The organism is Actinacidiphila sp. DG2A-62 (assembly GCF_035825295.1).
Classification (GTDB): Bacteria; Actinomycetota; Actinomycetes; order Streptomycetales; family Streptomycetaceae; genus Actinacidiphila.
Genome location: NZ_JAYMGI010000002.1, coordinates 6545931 through 6565694, shown reverse-complemented (window position 1 = coordinate 6565694; position 19764 = coordinate 6545931). Strand labels below are relative to the sequence as shown.

Annotated in this window: 22 protein-coding genes and 1 pseudogene; 5 read left to right on the top strand and 18 right to left on the bottom strand. The window is 74.1% G+C overall.

Translation table 11 applies throughout. The features are described 5' to 3' along the window. Nucleotides 1-3 precede the first annotated feature (3 nt). The 9 genes from rnc to VSR01_RS29530 all read right to left on the bottom strand — a co-directional run bounded on the left by rnc (nt 4) and on the right by VSR01_RS29530 (nt 8594). Entirely contained in the window at nt 4-891 is an 888-nt protein-coding gene (rnc, locus tag VSR01_RS29570) for a ribonuclease III (RefSeq protein WP_326453885.1), read from the bottom strand. 19 nt (nt 892-910) lie between these two features. After that, nucleotides 911-1084 carry a 50S ribosomal protein L32 gene (gene rpmF, locus VSR01_RS29565; RefSeq protein ID WP_326452106.1) on the bottom strand — a complete coding sequence of 58 codons (174 nt, stop codon included), beginning with the start codon at nt 1082-1084 and terminating at the stop codon, nt 911-913. A 2-nt stretch (nt 1085-1086) separates the two neighbouring features. Further along, nucleotides 1087-1671, bottom strand: a complete 585-nt coding sequence (locus VSR01_RS29560) for a YceD family protein (protein ID WP_326452105.1) — start codon at nt 1669-1671, stop codon at nt 1087-1089. Nucleotides 1672-1882: 211 nt separating this feature from the next. After that, nucleotides 1883-3079, bottom strand: a complete 1197-nt coding sequence (locus VSR01_RS29555; RefSeq protein ID WP_326452104.1) for a cell division initiation protein — start codon at nt 3077-3079, stop codon at nt 1883-1885. Between the two features lie 10 nt (nt 3080-3089). After that, nucleotides 3090-3569 carry a pantetheine-phosphate adenylyltransferase gene (gene coaD, locus VSR01_RS29550; protein ID WP_326452103.1) on the bottom strand — a complete coding sequence of 160 codons (480 nt, stop codon included), beginning with the start codon at nt 3567-3569 and terminating at the stop codon, nt 3090-3092. A 23-nt stretch (nt 3570-3592) separates the two neighbouring features. After that, the gene (gene rsmD / locus VSR01_RS29545; RefSeq protein WP_326452102.1) at nt 3593-4174 is read right to left on the bottom strand and encodes a 16S rRNA (guanine(966)-N(2))-methyltransferase RsmD; all 582 of its coding nucleotides are present in this window, start codon (nt 4172-4174) and stop codon (nt 3593-3595) included. 103 nt (nt 4175-4277) lie between these two features. Beyond that, nucleotides 4278-6518 carry an ATP-dependent DNA helicase RecG gene (gene recG / locus VSR01_RS29540; RefSeq protein WP_326452101.1) on the bottom strand — a complete coding sequence of 747 codons (2241 nt, stop codon included), beginning with the start codon at nt 6516-6518 and terminating at the stop codon, nt 4278-4280. A gap of 109 nt (nt 6519-6627) precedes the next feature. Next, complete coding sequence (locus VSR01_RS29535) at nt 6628-8361, bottom strand: DAK2 domain-containing protein (protein WP_326452100.1); 1734 nt, start codon at nt 8359-8361, stop codon at nt 6628-6630. Then, a complete protein-coding gene (locus VSR01_RS29530; protein WP_326452099.1) occupies nt 8289-8594 on the bottom strand; it encodes a hypothetical protein in 306 nt (101 codons plus the stop codon). The genes VSR01_RS29535 and VSR01_RS29530 overlap by 73 nt, the downstream gene beginning before the upstream one ends. A gap of 284 nt (nt 8595-8878) precedes the next feature. Between VSR01_RS29530 and rpmB the strand changes: the two genes are divergently transcribed. Further along, nucleotides 8879-9064, top strand: a complete 186-nt coding sequence (gene rpmB / locus VSR01_RS29525) for a 50S ribosomal protein L28 (RefSeq protein ID WP_033173090.1) — start codon at nt 8879-8881, stop codon at nt 9062-9064. A gap of 222 nt (nt 9065-9286) precedes the next feature. Here rpmB and thiD read toward each other — a convergent pair whose 3' ends face one another. Both thiD and VSR01_RS29515 read right to left on the bottom strand, forming a co-directional pair. After that, the gene (gene thiD, locus VSR01_RS29520) at nt 9287-10183 is read right to left on the bottom strand and encodes a bifunctional hydroxymethylpyrimidine kinase/phosphomethylpyrimidine kinase (RefSeq protein ID WP_326452098.1); all 897 of its coding nucleotides are present in this window, start codon (nt 10181-10183) and stop codon (nt 9287-9289) included. After that, complete coding sequence (locus tag VSR01_RS29515; protein ID WP_326452097.1) at nt 10180-11151, bottom strand: thiamine-phosphate kinase; 972 nt, start codon at nt 11149-11151, stop codon at nt 10180-10182. The genes thiD and VSR01_RS29515 overlap by 4 nt, the downstream gene beginning before the upstream one ends. A gap of 164 nt (nt 11152-11315) precedes the next feature. On the opposite strand from VSR01_RS29515, the gene VSR01_RS29510 reads away from it, so the two are divergent. Beyond that, nucleotides 11316-11549, top strand: coding sequence for an Lrp/AsnC family transcriptional regulator (locus VSR01_RS29510; RefSeq protein ID WP_167985553.1), 234 nt, complete (start codon nt 11316-11318; stop codon nt 11547-11549). Nucleotides 11550-11572: 23 nt separating this feature from the next. Next, on the top strand, nt 11573-12049 hold the full coding sequence (locus VSR01_RS29505; RefSeq protein WP_326453884.1) for a DUF3515 domain-containing protein: 477 nt from the start codon (nt 11573-11575) through the stop codon (nt 12047-12049). Nucleotides 12050-12130: 81 nt separating this feature from the next. On the opposite strand, the gene VSR01_RS29500 is transcribed toward VSR01_RS29505, so the two are convergent. From VSR01_RS29500 to VSR01_RS29490, 3 genes are read right to left on the bottom strand one after another with little or no spacing between them, the layout of a single operon-like run. After that, nucleotides 12131-13267, bottom strand: a complete 1137-nt coding sequence (locus VSR01_RS29500; RefSeq protein WP_326452096.1) for a D-alanine--D-alanine ligase family protein — start codon at nt 13265-13267, stop codon at nt 12131-12133. Nucleotides 13268-13279: 12 nt separating this feature from the next. Beyond that, the gene (locus tag VSR01_RS29495; protein WP_326452095.1) at nt 13280-14326 is read right to left on the bottom strand and encodes an NAD(P)H-dependent glycerol-3-phosphate dehydrogenase; all 1047 of its coding nucleotides are present in this window, start codon (nt 14324-14326) and stop codon (nt 13280-13282) included. Then, on the bottom strand, nt 14323-15129 hold the full coding sequence (locus tag VSR01_RS29490; RefSeq protein WP_326452094.1) for a lysophospholipid acyltransferase family protein: 807 nt from the start codon (nt 15127-15129) through the stop codon (nt 14323-14325). The genes VSR01_RS29495 and VSR01_RS29490 overlap by 4 nt, the downstream gene beginning before the upstream one ends. A gap of 211 nt (nt 15130-15340) precedes the next feature. Between VSR01_RS29490 and cofC the strand changes: the two are divergent. Both cofC and VSR01_RS29480 read left to right on the top strand, forming a co-directional pair. Next, nucleotides 15341-15999, top strand: a pseudogene (gene cofC, locus VSR01_RS29485) (2-phospho-L-lactate guanylyltransferase). A gap of 114 nt (nt 16000-16113) precedes the next feature. Beyond that, complete coding sequence (locus tag VSR01_RS29480) at nt 16114-16332, top strand: hypothetical protein (protein WP_326452093.1); 219 nt, start codon at nt 16114-16116, stop codon at nt 16330-16332. Between the two features lie 178 nt (nt 16333-16510). Here the strand turns inward: VSR01_RS29480 and VSR01_RS29475 are convergent, their stop codons facing one another. The 4 genes from VSR01_RS29475 to leuC all read right to left on the bottom strand — a co-directional run bounded on the left by VSR01_RS29475 (nt 16511) and on the right by leuC (nt 19726). After that, nucleotides 16511-17125 carry an HU family DNA-binding protein gene (locus VSR01_RS29475; RefSeq protein ID WP_326452092.1) on the bottom strand — a complete coding sequence of 205 codons (615 nt, stop codon included), beginning with the start codon at nt 17123-17125 and terminating at the stop codon, nt 16511-16513. A 133-nt stretch (nt 17126-17258) separates the two neighbouring features. Beyond that, nucleotides 17259-17483 (bottom strand): hypothetical protein, encoded by a 225-nt coding sequence (locus VSR01_RS29470; RefSeq protein WP_326452091.1) that lies wholly within the window; start codon nt 17481-17483, stop codon nt 17259-17261. Nucleotides 17484-17702: 219 nt separating this feature from the next. Beyond that, entirely contained in the window at nt 17703-18296 is a 594-nt protein-coding gene (gene leuD / locus VSR01_RS29465; RefSeq protein ID WP_326452090.1) for a 3-isopropylmalate dehydratase small subunit, read from the bottom strand. Nucleotides 18297-18301: 5 nt separating this feature from the next. Next, nucleotides 18302-19726 carry a 3-isopropylmalate dehydratase large subunit gene (leuC, locus tag VSR01_RS29460; RefSeq protein WP_326452089.1) on the bottom strand — a complete coding sequence of 475 codons (1425 nt, stop codon included), beginning with the start codon at nt 19724-19726 and terminating at the stop codon, nt 18302-18304. Nucleotides 19727-19764: the final 38 nt, after the last annotated feature.

The following is a 19764-nucleotide window of genomic DNA, read 5'->3' as shown; positions in this document are numbered from 1 at the left end:
GCGTCAGCCCGCGGCCTTCGTGGCCGACGAGGCCCCGGACGGTCCGGACGGTCCGGACGCCCCGGACGCCGCAGACGACCCGGACGCCGCCGCGCCCGTCCCGTTGGACGACGCCGCGCTCGGCGCCGCGCCCGACGCGTCGCCCGCGGCATCGGCCGACGCCTTGCGGATGGCGCGCCAGGCCGCCTCGGCGGCCTGCTGCTCCGCTTCCTTCTTGCTGCGGCCGGTGCCGGCGCCGTACTCGACACCACCGACGCAGGCGGCAGCCCTGAAGGTCTTCTCGTGGTCGGGGCCGGACTCGGTGACCGCGTACTCGGGCACGCCGAGCCCCTCGGTCGCGGTCAGCTCCTGCAGGGACGTCTTCCAGTCCAGGCCGGCGCCCAGGTTGGAGGACTCCTCGATCAGCGGGTCGAAGAGCCGGTGCACCAGCTCGGAGGCCGCGTCGAGGCCCTGGTCCAGGTAGACCGCCCCGATCACCGCCTCCAGGGTGTCGGCGAGGATCGACGCCTTGTCCCGTCCGCCCGTGCCCTCTTCGCCCCGGCCGAGCCGGATGAACGCGCCCAGGTCGAGCCCGCGGCTGACCCCGGCCAGGGCCCGCGAGTTGACCACCGCGGCCCGCAGCTTGGCCAGCTGGCCCTCGGGCAGGTCCGGGTGGGTGCGGTAGAGGGTGTCGGTGACCACCAGGCCGAGCACCGAGTCCCCGAGGAACTCCAGCCGCTCGTTGGTGGGCAGCCCGCCGTTCTCGTACGCGTACGAGCGGTGGGTGAGCGCACGCACCAGAAGGGCGGGCTCGAGGGTGTACCCGAGCCGCCCTTCCAGGAGCGTGTGGGACGAGGCTCTGTCCGTGCCGGCCTTCTTGTGCGACGCGGCCGCGTCGGGCGTTGAGGACACTGGGCCTGTCACCTGCCGATCAGACCTCGAGGACCTGACGGCGGTTGTAGGTGCCGCAGTTCGGGCACGCGATGTGCTGCAGCTTCGGCTCGTGGCAGCGCTCGCACGCCACCAGGCTCACGGGCGCAGCCTTCCACTGCGAACGGCGGTGGCGCGTGTTGCTGCGCGACATCTTCCGCTTGGGAACAGCCACGGCTACTTCTCCTGCTCGTCGTCGGAGCCGTCTCCGGCACCGTTCTTGTCCTGGTCCTTCAGGTCCTGCAAGGCCGCCCACCGGATGTCGGTGACCTCGTGGTGGTGGTCCGGGTCGTCCGCGAGCCGCGCCCCGCACTGGGAGCACAGACCCGGGCAGTCGTCCCGGCACACCGGCTGCATGGGCAGCGCGAGCACCACGGCGTCGCGCAGCACCGGTTCGAGGTCGAACAGGTCGTCCTCGAGCTGCGGCGTGTCGTCCTCGTCCTCGGCGTCGTCACCGGCTTCGTCCCTGCGGGCGGTCCGGGTGTCGGCGTCGGGGTAGGAGAACATCTCCTGGAAGTCCGCGTCGAGCTGCCACCCGACGGGCTCCAGACACCTTACGCACTCCCCCTCGACCGGCGCCCGGGCGGTACCGGTGACCAGTACGCCCTCCATCACCGACTCCAGGCGGAGGTCCAGCGCGACGTCCGCGCCCTCGGGCACCCCGACGACCCCGGCGACGCCGAGGTCCTGGGGGGCCGGCACCGAGCGGGAGACCTTCTTCATCGCGCCAGGACGGCGGCCCAGCTCGTGCGTGTCGAACACGAGCGGGTCACGGTGGTCGAGACGGGCGTTCAGGGCTTCCTGCTTTCATCGGTACGGCCGTCCGCGGGCCCGGGAGGTCCCTGCGGGACTCCTCCGGCAGCGGGCAGGCCGAAGCGCCGGCGATTCACACGGCTGGAGTGGACAGGATACTGGACGCGCCGCCCCCGCCCAAACGGGAGCATCGGCCCGGCTCCGCGCGGGCCGCCGGGCCTCACAGTCCCTGTTCCAGCTCCCGCAGCCGGTTGAGGTCGATCATCCCAGTGTCGAAGAAGCTGGTCTCGTCAAGCGCGGCCGGCTGCGGCACCTGCCCCTGCTGACCGTGCTGGTCGGGACGGCCCTGCTGGTACGGCAGGGGCTGTCCGTACGGGTCGACCGACTGCCCGGTGTGCGGGTCGTAGCCCTGCTGCGGGTAGCCGGGGTCGTAGCCCTGGCCGCCCTGCGGGTCGTAGCCCGGCGCGAGCTGCTGCGGCACCGCCTGCGCGTACGGGTCCGCGTAGCCGGCCTGCTGGTCGGCGTAGCCCTGCGGGGCGTACTCCGGCTGTTGCGGGTAGCCGTAGGCCGGCTCCTGCTGGGCCGCGGGCTGCTGCTGCGGGGACTGCGGCACGGCCTGCGGGACGGCCTGCTGCGGCTCGTAGCCGTACTGCGCGAGGTCGGCCTGCCCGGAGTCGGCGGGCGCGGCGAGACCGGCGAGGTACTCGGCGTCGGACTGCCGCAGCCCGCCGCCCTCGGCCGCGTCGGCGGCGGCGATCTGCGCGGCCAGGTCGTCGATGGGGTTGTGCCCGGTCAGCTTGAGCCGGCCCCGGCCGACCGCCTCCAGGGTCTTGCTGAGCACCGCCTCGAAGGCGCGCATCTTGGCGTCCACGTACTCGTCGGCGCGGCGGCGCAGCGTCTCGGGGTCGCTGCTGCGCTCGGGGGCGTCCGGGTCGTCCTCGGCGTAGCCCTGGCCGTCGTCCCCGGCGTACGGGTCGAGGCCGAGCAGCTTCTCGCGGCCCCGGTCCACCGAGCCGATGGTCTTGGTGAGGACCACCTCGAAGTTCGCCAGCTTGCTGTCGACGTAGTCGTCGGCCTCGGCGCGGATCTCGTCGGCCTCGCGGCGGGCCTCGGCGAGGATGCGCTCGGCCTCGTCCTGGGACTGCCGGGCGATCTGGGTGTCGGAGACCAGCGAGCCGCGCTCGGCGTGCGCGGACTCGATGATCCGCTGGGCCTCGGTGCGGGCCTGCTGGACCATCTGCTCGCGGTCCCCGAGCAGCTCCTGGGCCTGCGCCAGCGACTCGGGCAGCGCGGCGGACACCTCGTCGAGCAGGGCGAGCAGCTCGGCCCGGTTCACCACGCAGGAGGCCGACATCGGCATCGACCGGGCGTTCGCCACGGTGGCCGCGATCTCATCGAGCTTCTTCTGGACGTCCACGGGCGGAAGCCTACTGCTGCTGCAGCTTCGCGTTGAGCGAGTCGAGGACCTGCGGGGGCACCAAGTGCGCGACGTCGCCGCCCCATTGGGCGACTTCCTTGACCAGGCTGGAGGACAGGAAGCTGTAGGCGGGGTTGGTGGGGACGAAGAGCGTCTCCACGCCGGTCAGGCCCATGTTCATCTGGGCCATCTGCAGCTCGTAGTCGAAGTCGCTGACCGCCCGCAGGCCCTTGACGATGGCGGGGATCTCGCGCTGCTTGCAGAAGTCCACCAGCAGTCCGTGGAAGGACTCGACCTTCACGTTGCCCAGGTCGGAGGTGACGGACTCGATCAGCCCGATGCGTTCCTCGATGGTGAACAGGCCCTTCTTGGCCTGGTTGATCATCACGGCCACGTGGACCGTGTCGTACAGCCGGGCGGCGCGGGCGATCACGTCGAGGTGTCCGTTGGTGATGGGGTCGAAGGACCCCGGACAGACTGCGCGGCGCACAACTGGCTCCTCTCCGGACGGGCTCATGACCCGTCGGTAACGTCGGCGGCGCGACCGTACCAAAGGGTCGCCTCGCCGTAGCGCCGGGAGCGCAGCTCCTCGAAACCCTCGGGCCAGTGGAACGTTCCGCCACGGGTCCTGCGCTCCACGGTGACCAGCGCGCGGGCGGTCAGCCAGCCGTTGGCGGCGAGTGTGAGCAGAATCTCCCGCAGGTCGGCGTCCGGCACGTCGTACGGCGGGTCGAGGAAGACCACGCCGTACGGCTGCGCGGGAGCGGGTCCCGCGACCGTCTTCTCGGCCCGGCCGGAGCGCACTTCGGTGCCGGGCAGGCCCAGCGCGGCGGCGTTCTCGCGGACGGTGCGGGCGGCCCTGGCGTCGGCCTCGACCAGCAGGACGTGGGCGGCGCCGCGGGACAGCGCCTCCAGGCCGACCGCGCCGGAGCCGGCGTACAGGTCGAGCACCCTGGTCCCGGCGAGCGGGCCGTGCAGCGCCTCCCAGGTGGAGAAGAGCGCTTCCCTGGCCCGGTCGGAGGTCGGCCGGGTGCCGGTGCCCGGCGGCACCGCGAGGCGTCGTCCGCCGGCCGCGCCGGCGATCACGCGGGTCATGAGCTGCTCACGCCCCGACCATACCGGCCGGGCGGGGCCGGCTCCGTCCGACCGGCGCGGCGGCGGCCGGGCGGTATCCGGACGGCGTCCGAGCGGACGGCGGTCAGCCCTTGTCCAGATACTCCTCGCGGTCGGCGTCGAGCAGGCTCTGCAGGGCGCTGCGCAGATCGGGGCTGCCGGACAGCTCCGGGTCGGCGCGCACCAGCGCGACGGCCTCCTCGCGGGCCGCCTCGATGACGTCCCGGTCGTCCATCACGGCGAGCACCCGCAGCGAGGAGCGGCTGCCGGACTGGGCCTGGCCGAGCACGTCGCCCTCGCGGCGCTGTTCGAGGTCGATCTCGGACAGCTCGAAGCCGTCCAGGGTGCGGGCGACCGCGTCCAGCCGGGTCCTGGCCGGGCTCGCCTCGGGCGCCTCGGAGACCAGCAGGCACAGGCCGGGCGCGGAGCCGCGGCCCACCCGGCCGCGCAGCTGGTGCAGCTGCGAGACGCCGAAGCGGTCAGCGTCCATGATCACCATGGCGGTGGCGTTCGGCACGTTCACGCCGACCTCGATCACGGTGGTGGCGACCAGGACGTCCACCTCGCCGGCGGCGAAGCGGCGCATCACGTCGTCCTTGGCGTCCGGCGCCATCCTGCCGTGCAGCGCCTCGACGCGCAGGCCCTTCAGGGGTCCGGCGGCGAGCTGGTCGGCGACGTCGAGCACCGCGAGCAGCGGCCGGCGCTCGCCGTCGTCCGCGCCGCCGGCGGCCTTCTTCGCGGCCGTGGAGCCCTTCCGGCCGCCCTTCGCGCCGCCGTCCTCGGCCTCGTCCTCGTCGCCGATCCGCGGGCACACCACGTACGCCTGGTGGCCGCTCTCGGTCTCCTCGCGCACCCGCTCCCAGGCGCGGGCCAGGAAGTGCGGCTTCTCCGCGGCCGGCACCACGTGCGTCGCGATCGGCGAGCGGCCGGCCGGCAGCTGGTCCAGCACGGACGTCTCCAGATCGCCGAAGACGGTCATCGCGACCGTGCGCGGGATCGGCGTCGCGGTCATCACCAGCAGGTGCGGCGGCTGCTCGGCCTTGGCGCGCAGCGCGTCCCGCTGCTCCACGCCGAACCGGTGCTGCTCGTCCACCACGACCAGGCCGAGGTCGTGGAAGGCGACCTTGTCCTCGATCAGCGCGTGCGTGCCGATGACGATCCCGGCCTCGCCGGTCACCAGGTCCAGCAGCGCCGTGCGGCGGGCCGCGGCGCCCATCGAGCCGGTCAGCAGCACGACCTTGGTGCCCAGGTCCGAGCCGCCGAGCATGCCGGACTCGGCGAGGTCGCCCATCATCTCGGTGATCGACCGGTGGTGCTGCTGGGCGAGCACCTCGGTGGGCGCGAGCATCGCGGCCTGGCCGCCGGCGTCCACCACGCCGAGCATCGCCCGCAGCGCCACCAGCGTCTTGCCCGAGCCGACCTCGCCCTGGAGCAGCCGGTGCATCGGGTGGTCGGTGGCGAGGTCGGCGAAGATCTCATCCGAGACCGTCCGCTGGCCCTCGGTGAGGGTGAACGGCAGCCGGGCGTCGAACGCGGCGAGCAGCCCGTCCGGCGCGGGGCGGCGGGGGACGGCGGGCAGCGCGGCCTCGTCGGCCCGCCGCCGGGCCAGCGCGACCTGGAGCACGAACGCCTCGTCCCACTTCAGCCGGTGCCTGGCGGCGGCGATGTCGTCCTTGCTGCGCGGCCGGTGGATCTTCTCCAGCGCCTCGGGCAGCGGCAGCAGGCCGCGTGCGGCGCGCAGCTCCCCGGGCAGCGGCTCGCCCACGCCGCTCCAGCCGGTCGCGCCCAGCGAGTTGAGCGCGGTGTCGACGGCCTGGGCGATGCGCCAGGAGGTGATCTGCTTGACCGCGGGGTACAGCGGGATCAGCCGCCCGGCGAAGGCGTCGACCGCCTGCGCGTCGTCGCCGTCCTCGGCGTCGAGCAACTGGTAGTCGGGGTGGGCGAGTTGGCGTACCCGGTTGAAGACCGAGACCTTGCCGGAGAACATCCCGCGCCGGCCCGGGATCAGCCGGTGCGCGTGGGCGTGGGCCGCCTTGCTGAAGAACACCAGCGTCAGCGAGCCGCTCCCGTCGGTGACCACGACCTCCAGGCGTACGCCCTTGCCGCCGCCGTACGTCCGCTTGTCCGCCTTCGCGATCCGCGCGACCACCGTGACGTACTCGTCCACCGGCAGGTCCGCGAGCCGGGTCAGCTCCCCGCGCTCGGCGTACCGCCGCGGGTAGTGGTGCAGCAGATCGCCGGTGGTGTGCAGCCCGAGGTGCTCGCCGAGCACCTTCGCGGTGCGGTCGCCGACGAGCTTGCGCAGCGGTTCGTCGAGAGGATTCATCCCGCCCATCCTCCCCCACCCCGCCGACATGCGGCCGTAACCCCGCGGAGCCGGCCGGGCGGGCGCCCGGCGTCGCTCGCGGCCCCCCGGGTCCGCCGGCGGGCGGGGGCTACTCGACACCGATGTGGAGGAGGACGGGGGTGTGGCCGCCGTCGTAGACGAGGGTGTCCACGGCCAGGTGGGTGTCGCGGACGTGGGCCTCCAGGGTGGGGGCGAGGTCGGGGGGCGCGGCGGCGGAGGGGACCAGGGTGACGAGTTCGCCGCCGGCCGCGAGCATGCGGTCCAGGACCGCGGTGGCCGCGCTCGCCAGGTCGTGGCCGATGACCGCGACGTCGCCGTCGATCAGCCCGAGCACGTCGCCGGCCTGGCAGACCCCGGCCATGGTCCACGACCGGTGCTCGGCGACGGCGAGTTCGGCGTAGCGCGTGGCGCCGGCCGCGGAGGTCATCGCGACCACGTCCTCGTCGAAGCGGCGGCTCGGCTCGTGGACGGCGAGCGCGGCCAGGCCCTGCACCTCCGAGCGGGTCGGGATGAGGGCGACCCGTACGCCCTCCGCGCGCGCCTGCTCGGCGGCGGCGGCCGCGGTGTGCCGCAGTTCGGCGTCGTTGGGCAGCAGGACGACCTCGCGGGCGTGCGCCCTGCGGACGGCCGCCGCGATCTCGCCGCTGGCCGGCGGTTCGCCGGGGCGGACCGCGACCACCGTCGCGCCGGCCTCGGCGCAGAGCGCGGCGAGGCCGTCGCCGCGGACCACGGCGACGACCGCGCGGGGCACGGGCTCGCCGCGGGGCCCGCGGGTCTGGTCGCCGAAGTGGGTGACGCGGATGCGGTGCGGGCGGCCCGCCTCGATGCCGGCCTCGATGGCCGCGCCGACGTCGTCGACGTGGACGTGCACGCGCCACAGGCCGTCGCCTCCGACGACGACCAGGGAGTCGCCGATCGCGTCGAGCCGGGCCCGCAGCCGGTCGACGGGCGCCTCGCCCTCGGTCTCCAGGAGGTAGATCACCTCGAAGCCGGGCCCCGAGCCGGGACCGTGACCGTGGGCGGAGGCGTGGGCGGAGGGGGCGGCGTGGGCGGCGTGGGCGGAGGCGTGGGCCGGGGCGGCGCCGGAGCCGGAGCTGCTCTCCGCGCCGCTGACGGGGCCGTTCGCCGCACGGCTGCCTGCGCGGCTTGCCGCACCGCCGTCGCTCCCGTCGCGGTCGCCTTCGCCGCCGGCCGCCGCGTCGGCGTACTCGGCGTACTCGGTGCGCTCGGTGCACTCGGTGCAGGGGCCGAACGGGCCGAAGGCGTCGGCCGCGTCCGCCACGGCCTCCAGCGCGTCCGCCGCGTGCGCCGCGGCCTCGGGCGGGGCCGCGTCGGGCGCCGCGGCGTGCTCGTGGCGCAGCGAGGTGCCGGCGCCGGGAGTGGCCGCGCCGGCGGGGAAGACCGCGGCCTGCCCGGTCAGCGCCTCGCCGAGCGCGCCGAGCACGGCGACCAGGCCCAGGCCGCCCGCGTCGACCACGCCGGCCTGGCGCAGGACGCCGAGCCGGCCGGGCGTCGCCGCGAGGGCGGCCAGCGCGCCGGCGTGGGCCGCTCGGGCCACCTCGCCGAGCTCCCCCTCCGCCGACTCCGCGGCGTCCGCGGCGGCCGCCGCGACGGTGAGCATCGTCCCCTCCACCGGCCGCGCCACCGCGCGGTACGCCGCCTCCGCCGCTCCCCGCAGCCCCCGCCGCAGCACCTCGGCTCCGCCGCGGGCCCCTTCCTGCCCCGCGCCGGGCGCCGCGATCGCCTCGTTCATGCCGCGCAGCAACTGCGCGAGGATCGTCCCGGAATTGCCCCGGGCGCCGATGAGCGCGCCGTGGGACATCGCGCGGAACGCCTCGGTGAGGGTGGGCCGGGGGGCGTCCGCGGCGCCGGGGCCGGCGGGCGGGCCGTCGCGTGGCCGTCGAACGCGGCCTCGACGGCCTGCGCCGCGGACTCGACGGTCAGATAGAGGTTGGTGCCGGTGTCACCGTCGGCGACGGGGTAGACGTTGATCGCGTCGATCTCCTCGCGGGCCCGGCCGAGCGCCCGCAGGGACAGCCTGCACCATGCGCGCACCGCGGAAGCGTCGAGCGAGGGCGGCAACGAATTCCTCCTGGGACACCGGGCGGGCGGGGCGGGCGCGCGGGACGGGCGGATCTTGGGCTGCTGCCCGAGCGTAGTCGCGGCGGCGCCCGCACAGCGCCCTCGCGGCGCTGTGCGCGCCCCCGGCCTGCGGCGGGAGGAGGCCGCCGACCATGGTAGTTTCGTTGTACGGGAGCGGGCGTTGTATGCTGCTCCGGTTGCCCGGGGCTCTCTCGGGCTTTTCATCGTAAATGCATCTGAAGTCTTTGGAGTGACCCGTGGCTGCCAACTGCGACGTCTGCGGCAAGGGGCCGGGCTTCGGCAACAGCATCTCCCACTCGCACCGCCGTACCCCGCGTCGCTGGAACCCGAACATCCAGCGCGTGCGGGCGGTCGTCGGGAAGACGCCGAAGCGCCTCAATGTCTGCACCTCGTGCATCAAGGCCGGCAAGGTCTCGCGCTGAGCCTGGCCGGCGCCCCCGTGCGAGCGGGGACGACCGGTCCCGCGCTCGTACGCACGCGTACGTCGTAGCAGTGCAGCCCTTGCGGCCTCGAAGAGCCGGTCCACCTCGCGGTGGGCCGGCTCTTCCGCGTGCCGCGGCCCGGTAGGCGCCCGCCGCGCCCGCGCACCCCCTCCCCAGCCCGCGCACCCCCCGGCCGCGTGCGCTCTCCCGGCCCGCCCGCGCTCAGTCGCGTCCGGCACCGCCCCGCCACCGCCACCCGTGGTCGACCGGGCCGATCCCCGCGCCCAGCGGGAAGCCGCCCGCGATCGCGCCGGTGACGTACTCCTTGGCCAGGCCGACCGCCTCGGGGACCGGCAGGCCGCGCGCGAGGTGGCAGGCCAGCGCGCTGGCCAGGGTGCAGCCGGTGCCGTGGGTGTGCCGGTTGGGGTACCGCGGCGCCCGGTACCAGTGCTCGGTGCGGCCGTCGCTGAGCAGGTCGACGGACTCGGCGTGATGCTCCGCGCCGGGCAGGTGGCCGCCCTTGACCAGCGCCCAGCGCGGTCCGAGCGCGAGCACCGCCTCGGCCGCGGCCCGCATCCCGTCCTCGTCGCGCACGACGACGCCGGTGAGCAGCGCGACCTCGTCCAGGTTGGGGGTGGCGACGGTGGCCGTGGGCAGCAGCAGCCCGCGTACGGCCTCGGTCGCGTCGGCGGCGAGCAGGGCGTCGCCGTGCTTGGAGACGCCCACCGGGTCGACCACCACGGGCACGCCGCGCGCGGCGTGCCCGGCGAGCAGGTCCGCGACGGCCGCGGTGAGCGCGGCCGAGGAGAGCATGCCGGTCTTGACCGCCTGCACGCCGATGTCGTCGACGACCGCGCGGAACTGCGCGCGGACCGCCTCCTCCGGCAGCTCCCAGGAGCCGGTCACGCCCAGGGAGTTCTGCGCGGTGACGGCGGTCAGCACGCTCATGCCGTGCACGCCGTGGGCGAGCATCGTCTTCAGGTCGGCCTGGACGCCGGCGCCGCCGCCGGAGTCGGAGCCCGCGACGGTCAGCACCCGGGCCGGGGCCGCCGCGGCGGGCGCGGCCGGCGGCGAGGGCGGCGGCACCGCGGTGTCCGGCCGCCCGGATCGCGGCGTCATGCCCGCCCGTCCCCGCCGAAGTGGTCCCAGCCCGGCGCCTTGTCCCAGGGCGCGCCGTCGACGGTGACCTGCGGGGCGCGGCCCGCGGGCGCCGTCGTCTCGCCGATGACCCGCCAGCGGGCCGGGAGTTTGACGTCGCGCGGGAAGAGCGCGACGAGCGCGTGGTCCTCGCCGCCGGTCAGCACCCAGTGCAGCGGGTCGACGCCGACCGCCTGGCCGATGTCGGTCATCTGGGCCGGCACGTCGATGTCGGCGGACCGCAGGTCGATGTCCACGCCGCTGGCCGCCGCGATGTGGCCGAGGTCGGCCACCAGGCCGTCGCTGACGTCGGTCATCGCGGTGGCGCCGAGTTCGGAGGCGGCGGGACCCGCGTGGTACGGCGGCTCGGGCCTGCGGTGGGCCTCGACGAAGGCGCGCGGCGAGCGGAATCCGCGGGAGAGCACCGCGTAGCCGGCGGCGGACCAGCCGAGCCAGCCGGTGACCGCGACGATGTTTCCGGGCCGGCCTCCCGAACGAGTGACGGCGGAACGGCTGCGCAGGTCCCCCAGTGCGGTGACGGCGACCGTGATGGTGTCGCCGCGCACCACGTCGCCGCCGACCACCGCGGCGCCGGCCACCTGGCACTCGTCGCGGATGCCGTCCATCAGCTCCACCGGCCAGGTGGCCGGCAGGTCGGCGGGGACCACCAGGCCGAGCAGCACCGCGGTCGGCACCGCGCCCATGGCGGCGATGTCGGCGAGGTTCTGCGCGGCGGCCTTGCGGCCGACGTCGTAGGCGGTGGACCAGTCGCGCCGGAAGTGCCGGTTCTCCAGCAGGATGTCGGTGGTGGCGACCACCCGGCGGTCGGGCGCGGTCACCACGGCGGCGTCGTCGCCGGGGCCGATCTTCACCGCGGGGGTCGAGGTGAGTCGGGCGGTCAGTTCCCCGATGAGCCCGAACTCCCCCAGCTCGCCCACAGTCCCCTTCATATGGCCGTCCCCTTCACTGCGTGCACCGCGTGCACGGACTTCGCTGCGTATTTCCCGTCAAATCCGGGGCCCGGGTACCGCGCGGGTCTCCCCGCCGCGCTCGGTGACGCGATAACGTGGCGTCCCCCTTCCCACATGATCCTCGAAGCCGCCCTGGAGGTTCCGTGGTACAGGCGTACATCCTGATCCAGACCGAGGTCGGCAAGGCCTCGGCAGTCGCGGAGGTGATCTCCAAGCTCGACGGCGTCATCCAGGCCGAGGACGTCACGGGACCCTATGACGTCATCGTCCGGGCGCAGGCGGACACGGTCGACGAACTCGGCCGGATGGTGGTCGCCAAGGTCCAGCAAGTGGACGGCATCACCAGAACCCTGACCTGCCCGGTCGTCCATATCTAGCCCCCCACTATGCTCACCCGGTGATGTTTCGCCGCCGGGCCGCGCTGATCGCCGTGTCCGCCGTCGCATGCTCGTCCGCGGCGGCGGTCTACGCGTCCACGTCCGGTACGGACGAGACGGTGGCCGTGCCGGTTCCGGACCAGCGGGTCGCCGCGTACTGCGCCGCGCTGCACGCGCGGCTGCCGTCGAAGGTCGACGGGCTGCCCCGGCATGATCTCAAGCCGCGCTCGGACCTGACCGCCGGTTGGGGCGATCCGTCGATCGTGCTGCGCTGCGGGGTGCCGCGGCCGGGCGTGGACGCCGACCCGGACGCCGACGGCGTGGACGTGGACGGCGTCGGCTGGGTCATCGAGCGCGAGCCCGGCGGGGCCTTCCGGCTGACCACGACGCTGCGCAAGGCGTACGTCGAGGTGACGCTGCCCAGGAAGTACGCCGACGATCTCGGTCCGCTGACCGATCTCGCCGGCGCGGTCAAGAAGACCATCCCCGAGGGCATCTGAACCCGGCCGCGGCTGCCGACCGCGGCCCCCGGCCGCGGGACGCGGGTCGTCGCCGCGCCGCGCCCCGGCCCGTGCGCCGGTTCAGCGCAGCCCGGTGGAGCGGCGCAGCGCCGCCTGGATCAGCAGGTCGACCAGTTCGGCGTAGTCCACGCCGCTCTCACGCCACATCCGCGGGTACATCGAGATGGGCGTGAAGCCGGGCATGGTGTTGATCTCGTTGATCACGAACTCGCCGCTGTCCAGCAGGAAGAAGTCCGCGCGCACCAGCCCCTCGCAGGACGCGGCCTCGAACGCCGCGACCGCCAGCCGCCGCACCTCGGCGGTCTGCTCGGGGGTCAGCGGCGCGGGCACCACGCCCTCGGCGGAGTCGATGTACTTCGCCTCGAAGTCGTAGAAGCCGTGCGCGGTGCTCGGCGGGATCTCGGCGGGCACCGAGGCGCGCGGGCCGTCGGCGAACTCCAGCACGCCGCACTCGATCTCCCGGCCGCGCAGCAGCGCCTCGACGACGACCTTCGGGTCGTGGCCGCGGGCCTCCTCGATCGCCGCGTCCAGGCCCTCGGGGCCGTCGACCTTGGTGATGCCGATGGACGAGCCGGCCCGTGCCGGCTTCACGAACAGCGGCCAGCCGTGCTCGGCGGCGAAGGCCAGCACCCGGTCGCGCGCGGCGGCCGGGTCGCGGTCGAAGTCCCGCGGGCGGATCACCGTGTACGGGCCGACGGCCAGACCGAAGGAGGTGAAGATCCGCTTCATGTACTCCTTGTCCATGCCCACCGCGGAGGCGAGCACGCCGGCCCCGACGTACGGCACGCCGGACAGCTCCAGCAGGCCCTGGAGGGTGCCGTCCTCGCCGTACGGGCCGTGCAGCAGCGGGAAGACCACGTCGACGTCGCCGAGCGCCTTGGGCACCGCGCCGGCCTCGGTGTAGACGACCTCGCGGCTGGCCGGGTCGACCGGCAGCACCACGGCGCCGTCGTGGTCGGTGACCTGCTCGACGGTGGGCATCCGGCGTTCCTCGATGGCCATCCGCTCGGGCGCGTCGGCGGTCAGCGCCCAGCGCCCCTCGGACGTGATGCCGATCGGCAGGACGTCGTACTTGTCGCGGTCGATGGCCCGCAGCACGCTGGCCGCGGTCACCACGGACACGCCGTGCTCGCTGCTGCGGCCGCCGAAGACGACGGCGACGCGGGGTTTGCGGTCGAACTTCTGCAGGTGGCTCATATCGCCTTGACCTTACCGTTCGGGCTTGGCTGAGCGTGACATCAACTCCTTGACGGCTACCACGGGTGGCTTCCCGTTGTGCACGATGTCGACCACGGTCTCGGTGATCGGCATGTCGACGCCGTGCCGGCGGGCCAGATCGGCCACCGACTCGCAGGACTTGACGCCTTCGGCGGTCTGGCTGGTGACCGCGATGGTCTCGGCGAGGCTCATGCCGCGGCCGAGGTTGCGCCCGAAGGTGTTGTTGCGGGACAGCGGCGAGGAGCAGGTGGCGACGAGATCGCCCATGCCGGCCAGGCCCGCGAAGGTGTGCGCGTCGGCGCCCATCGCCAGGCCCAGCCGGGTGGTCTCGGCCAGGCCGCGGGTGATCAGCGACGCCTTGGTGTTGTCGCCCATGCCCATGCCGGCCGCGATGCCGACGGCCAGCGCGATCACGTTCTTCACCGCGCCGCCGAGTTCGCAGCCGACCACGTCGGTGTTGGTGTACGGGCGGAAGTAGCCGGTGTGGCAGGCGGACTGGATGCGCCGGGCGACGGCCTCGTCGGTGCAGGCGACGACGGCGGCGGCGGGCTGCCGGGCGGCGATCTCGGGGGCGAGGTTGGGTCCCGACAGCACGGCGATACGGCCGGCGACGGCGGGGTCCGGGCCGCCGGCGCGGGCCCCGGCGGCGGTGCCCGTTCCGGTGACGATCTCCTCGATGACCTCGCTCATCCGCTTGGCGGTGCCGAGTTCGACGCCCTTCATCAGGCTGACCAGCACGGCGTCCGGGCGCAGCAGCGGCGCCCAGGAGGCGAGGTTGGCGCGCAGCGACTGCGAGGGGACGGCCAGGAAGACGAACTCCGCGTCGGCGGCGGCCTGCGCGGGGTCGGCGGTCGCGGTGACGGAGGGCGGCAGTTCGCGGTCGGGGAAGGTCTCGGGGTTGCGGCGCTCGGCGTTGATCGCGGCGACGAGGTCGGGGCGCCGGCCCCACAGCGAGACCTGGCAGCCGGCGTCGGCCAGCACCGCGGCGAAGGCCGTGCCCCACGAACCCGTGCCGTAGACCGCGCAGCGGACCGTCATGCGCCGTCCTCTTCCCCGCCCGCGGCGTCCTTCACCGCGGGGTCGTTCGCCGTCGGGTCGTCCGGCGCGTCCACCGGGGTGCCGTCGAGGCGGACGCGGGTGCGCTTGCGCTGGTCCCACAGGCCCGCGGGCGCGGGCTCGCCGCGCACCTCGGCCAGCAGGTCCTTGACCGCCTCCATGATCACCGCGGTCGCCTCGCGCAGCACCTCGGCGGTGGGCTCCTTGCCGTAGAAGGCGCTGAGGTCCACCGGCGGGCCGGCCAGCACGCGGTGCGTCTTGCGCGGGAAGAGCCGGGGCTTCTTCGCGTAGGGCGGCAGCAGTTCGTTGGCGCCCCACTGGGCGATCGGGATGACCGGCGCCTTGGTGAGCAGCGCGACGCGGGCCACGCCGGTCTTGGAGACCATCGGCCACATCTCGGGGTCGCGGGTGAGCGTGCCCTCGGGGTAGAAGACCACGCACTCGCCCTTGTGCACGGCCTCGACGGCGGCGCGGAACGCGGCCGCGGCGTCGGCGGTGGCCCGGAAGACCGGGATCTGCCCGGTGCCGCGCATGAATGAGCCGACGATGAACGGCGTGAACAGCCCGGCCTTCGCCAGGAAGCGTGGAACACGGCCGGTGTTGTACTGGAAATACGCGTACGCGAACGGGTCGACGTGTGAGTTGTGGTTCACCGCCGTGAGGAATCCGCTGTCGGCCGGAATGTTCTCCATTCCGCGCCAGTCGCGCTTGAACAGGACAATGAGCGGCGGCTTCACGATCATGGCCGCCAAGCGGTACCAGAAACCGATTCTGCGGCGGGGCACGCGGACTCCTCTTCGTTTCGACGGCGCTGCCGCTCAGCATCGCGGCAACCAGAGACTAACGCCAGGTCTGCGCCGCCACCGGGGCACCCGTGGGGTTCGCGGCCGGGGCCGGCCCGGCGCCCGGCCCGCCGCGCGGACGCCGACGCGCGCGTCACGGGGGTGGCCTCCGGGGCTTTCGGGGCGTCGCGGACCGGTCGGCGACAATGGTGCGGTGACGGCGAAGAGTACGGACGGGTGGGCGCTGGTCGTGCCGCTCAAGCCGCTTGCGGTGGCCAAGAGCAGGCTCGGCGCGGAGGTCGGCGGCGACGCCAGGGCCGCGCTGGCACTGGCGTTCGCGGTGGACACGGTGGCGGCGGCGCTGGCCTGCCCGCGGGTGCGCGAGGTGACGGTGGTCACCGACGACCCGGTGGCGGGGGCGGAACTGGCCGCGCTCGGCGCGTTCGTGGCGCCGGACGCCCCGGCGGCCGGACTGAACGCGGCGCTGCGGCACGGCGCGGCCCTGGCCCGGCAGCGCGCGGCGGGCCGCGCGGTCGCGGCGCTGAACGGCGATCTCCCGGCCTTGCGGCCCGCGGAGCTGTCTGCGGTGCTCGGGGAGGCCGCACGCGCGCCGGAGCGGGCGTTCCTGGCCGATACGGCGGGCGTGGGGACAACGTTGCTCAGCGCCGCGGCCGGCGTGGAGCTCTCCCCGGCTTCGGCGGACCGTCCCGGGCCCGCCATCTCGCCTCCGGGGCCCGCGAGATCCTGCTGGCCGACGTGCCCTCGGTCCGGCAGGACGTGGACACCGCGGACGACCTGCGCGCGGCGCTCGCGCTGGGCGTGGGCCCGCGGACCGCGGCCGTCACGGCGGACCTGCTGCCCACCTGCTGCTGAGCCGTGCCACGGCCGGCCGGCGTGACCGGTGCGAGCGGGGGCGAGCGGGTGCGAGCGGGTGTGAGCGGGTGGGCACAGCGGCCGGCGCGCGGCCGGCGTGACTAGGCTGGCGGCATGCAGGCGACCGCGTTCACCTTCGATGCCGAGACCCGCGCGGGCAGTGTGCTGCTCGACGACGGGACGCCGCTGCCGTTCGACGCGGCGGCCTTCGACGCGGGCGCGCTGCGGCTGCTGCGCCCGGGCCAGCGGGTGCGCATCCGCACCGAGGGCGCGGGCGACGCCCGCCGCGTCGTCTTCGTCACCCTCGCGACGTACCCCGACCCGAGGCCCTGACGCCCCTGACGCCCCTGTCGCCGAGGAGCCGGCGAGCCCGCAAGCCCGCGATCCCGCGAGCCCGCGGCGACAGGGCGGCCCGAAGACAGCGCGGGCCGGGTTCCCCTTGGGGGCCCGGCCCGTCGCGATGGTGCGGGTGGTGCGGGTGGTGCGTGGTGGTGCGGGAGCGGCTCGCGTATCACCTCGCGGCGGTGCGCTTGGCCGCGGACTTGCGGGTGGCTCGCTTGGCCGGGGCCTTCTTGGCGGTGGCCTTCTTCGCCGGGGCCTTCTTGGCCGCCGCCTTCTTGGCGGTGGTCTTCTTGGCCGCGGTCTTCTTCGCGGTCGTCTTCTTGGCGGCGGTCTGCTTCGCCGCGGTCTTCTTCGCGGTGGTGGTCTTCTTCGCCGCCGCCTTGCTCGCAGGGGTGGCCTTCTTGGCCGCCGCCTTCTTGGTGGTGGTCCGCGCCGTGCTGGACGCGCCGCCGCTCAGGCTGCCCTTGGGGGCCTTCTTGACCGAGACCTCGCCGCCGCGCGGAAGCTTCTTGGACCCGCTGACCAGGTCCTTGAACCCCTGCCCAGCCCGGAACCGCGGCACGGAGGTCTTCTTGACCCGGACCCGCTCCCCGGTCTGGGGGTTGCGGGCGTAACGGGCGGGACGCTCGACCTTCTCGAACGAGCCGAACCCGGTGACCGAGACCCGGTCGCCGGCGACCACGGCGCGGACGATCGCGTCGAGAACCGCGTCGACCGCGTCCGCGGCGTTCTGCCGGCCGCCTACCTTGTCGGCAATCGCTTCTACGAGCTGCGCCTTGTTCACGTCTTCCCCTTCGGAACTTTGCCCGGCGAATGAGTACGGGCTGATTTCGCACGCTAGGCGGATATATACCGCAAATCAAATACGAAACGGGCGAATCACCCTTGTGCCGCAACGAACTCGGGGCTCCCGGCGATCAGCGATCAGGGATTCCGAGCTCGTCCAACTCAGCCGTTAACACGTCCAGACGCCGTACCGCGCCGGCGAGATCGCGCTTGGCGACGGCGGTCACCGCGAGCAACCGCCGACTCAACTCCCGCCGTGTCCCATCAGGGACTTCGGCATTCGCCACACGTGTGTGCGCCTGCTTCAGACGCGCCGCCAGAACCCCGTAGAGGTCGAGTTGGCGGTCGCGTTCCATGCGTCGATTGTGCCATCTGCGGGGAGTTGTCGCGGGCTACAGGGCCAACCGGGTGTCGCGGGGCCCGCCGGGCCGGCCGCCGGCCGCCGCCACCGGGCCCCGCAAACACCGCGAAGCGCCCCGCCGCGGTCTCCGCGGAGTGCGGAGAACGGGCGGGGAGCGCTTCGGAGAGTGACGGCCGGCGGCCGTCCGGGAGTGCGTCGGCGTGCGTGCGGCGGCTCAGACCTGCACGGTGGTCGGCTTGAAGGACGGCCGGCGCGCCTCGAACGCGGCGATCTCGGCCTCGTTGGCGAGCGTCAGGCTGATGTCGTCCAGCCCTTCCAGCAGCCGCCAGCGGGCGTTGTCGTCCAGTTCGAACGCCGCGGTGACGCCCTCGGCGCGCACCTCGCGGGCGACCAGGTCCACGGTGATCTCCGCAGCCGGGTCGGCCTCGGTGAGCTTCCACAGCTGTTCCACCACGGACTGCGGCAGCACCACCGTGAGCAGGCCGTTCTTCAGCGAGTTGCCGCGGAAGATATCCGCGAACCGGGAGGAGATCACGGTCTTGAAGCCGTAGTTCTGCAGCGCCCAGACCGCGTGCTCGCGCGAGGAGCCGGTGCCGAAGTCGGGGCCGGCCACCAGGACGGTGGCGCCCGCCCGCTCGGGGGCGTTGAGGATGAACTGCGGGTCCTTGCGCCACGCCTCGAACAGCCCGTCCTCGAAGCCGTTGCGGGTGACCTTCTTCAGCCAGTGCGCGGGGATGATCTGGTCGGTGTCGACGTTGCTGCGGCGCAGCGGCACGGCCCGGCCGGTGTGGGTGGTGAAGGCTTCCATCGGGCTCAGACCTCCGTCAGGGCAGGGGCGTCGGACAGATCGGCGGGCGAGGAGAGCCGGCCGGTGACCGCGGTCGCCGCGGCGACCTGCGGGGAGACCAGGTGGGTGCGGCCGCCCTTGCCCTGCCGCCCCTCGAAGTTGCGGTTGGAGGTGGACGCGGAGCGCTCGCCGGGCGCGAGTTGGTCGGGGTTCATGCCCAGGCACATCGAGCAGCCGGCGTGCCGCCATTCGGCGCCCGCCTCGGTGAACACCTTGTCCAGGCCCTCCTCGACGGCCTGCAGGGCGACCCGTACCGAGCCGGGTACGACCAGCATGCGGACGCCGTCGGCCACCTTGCGGCCCTTGACCACCGAGGCGGCGGCGCGCAGGTCCTCGATCCGCCCGTTGGTGCAGGACCCGACGAAGACGGTGTCGACCGCGACCTCGCGCAGCGGCTGGCCGGGGTTGAGGCCCATGTACTCCAGGGCCTTCTCCGCGGCGAGCCGGTCGCTGGGGTCGTCGAAGGCGGCCGGGTCGGGCACCGACGCGCTCAGCGGCGCGCCCTGGCCCGGATTGGTGCCCCAGGTGACGAACGGCGCGAGCCCGGCCGCGTCGATCCGCACCTCGTGGTCGAAGACCGCGTCGTCGTCGGTGCGCAGCGTCTTCCAGTACGCGACCGCCGCGTCCCAGTCCTCGCCCTTGGGCGCGTGCGGACGGCCTTCGAGGTAGTCGAAGGTGGTCTGGTCGGGGGCGATCATGCCGGCCCTGGCGCCGGCCTCGATCGACATGTTGCAGATGGTCATCCGGGCCTCCATCGACAGCTTCTCGATGGCCGAGCCGCGGTACTCGATGACGTAGCCCTGGCCGCCGCCGGTGCCGATCCGGGCGATGACGGCGAGGATCAGGTCCTTGGCGGTGACGCCGTCGGGCAGTTCGCCGTCGACGGTGATCGCCATGGTTTTGAAGGGGGCCAGCGGCAGCGTCTGGGTGGCCAGCACGTGCTCGACCTGCGAGGTGCCGATGCCGAACGCCAGCGCGCCGAACGCTCCGTGGGTGGAGGTGTGGCTGTCGCCGCAGACCACCGTGGTGCCCGGCTGGGTCAGGCCCAGCTGCGGTCCCACCACGTGGACGACGCCCTGCTCGACGTCGCCGAGCGGGTGCAGCCGGACGCCGAACTCCGCGCAGTTCTTGCGCAGCGTCTCCAGCTGGGTGCGCGAGACCGGGTCGGCGATGGGCTTGTCGATGTCGAGGGTCGGGGTGTTGTGGTCCTCGGTGGCGATGGTGAGGTCGGTGCGGCGGACCTTCCTGCCGTTCATCCGCAGCCCGTCGAACGCCTGTGGGCTGGTCACCTCGTGCAGCAGGTGGAGATCGATGAAGAGCAGATCGGGCTCGCCCTCGGCGCGGCGGACGACGTGGTCGTCCCAGACTTTCTCCGCGAGTGTCCTACCCATCGCTGTCCTCCCGGCCCGCGCCCTCGCGGGCAGATTGG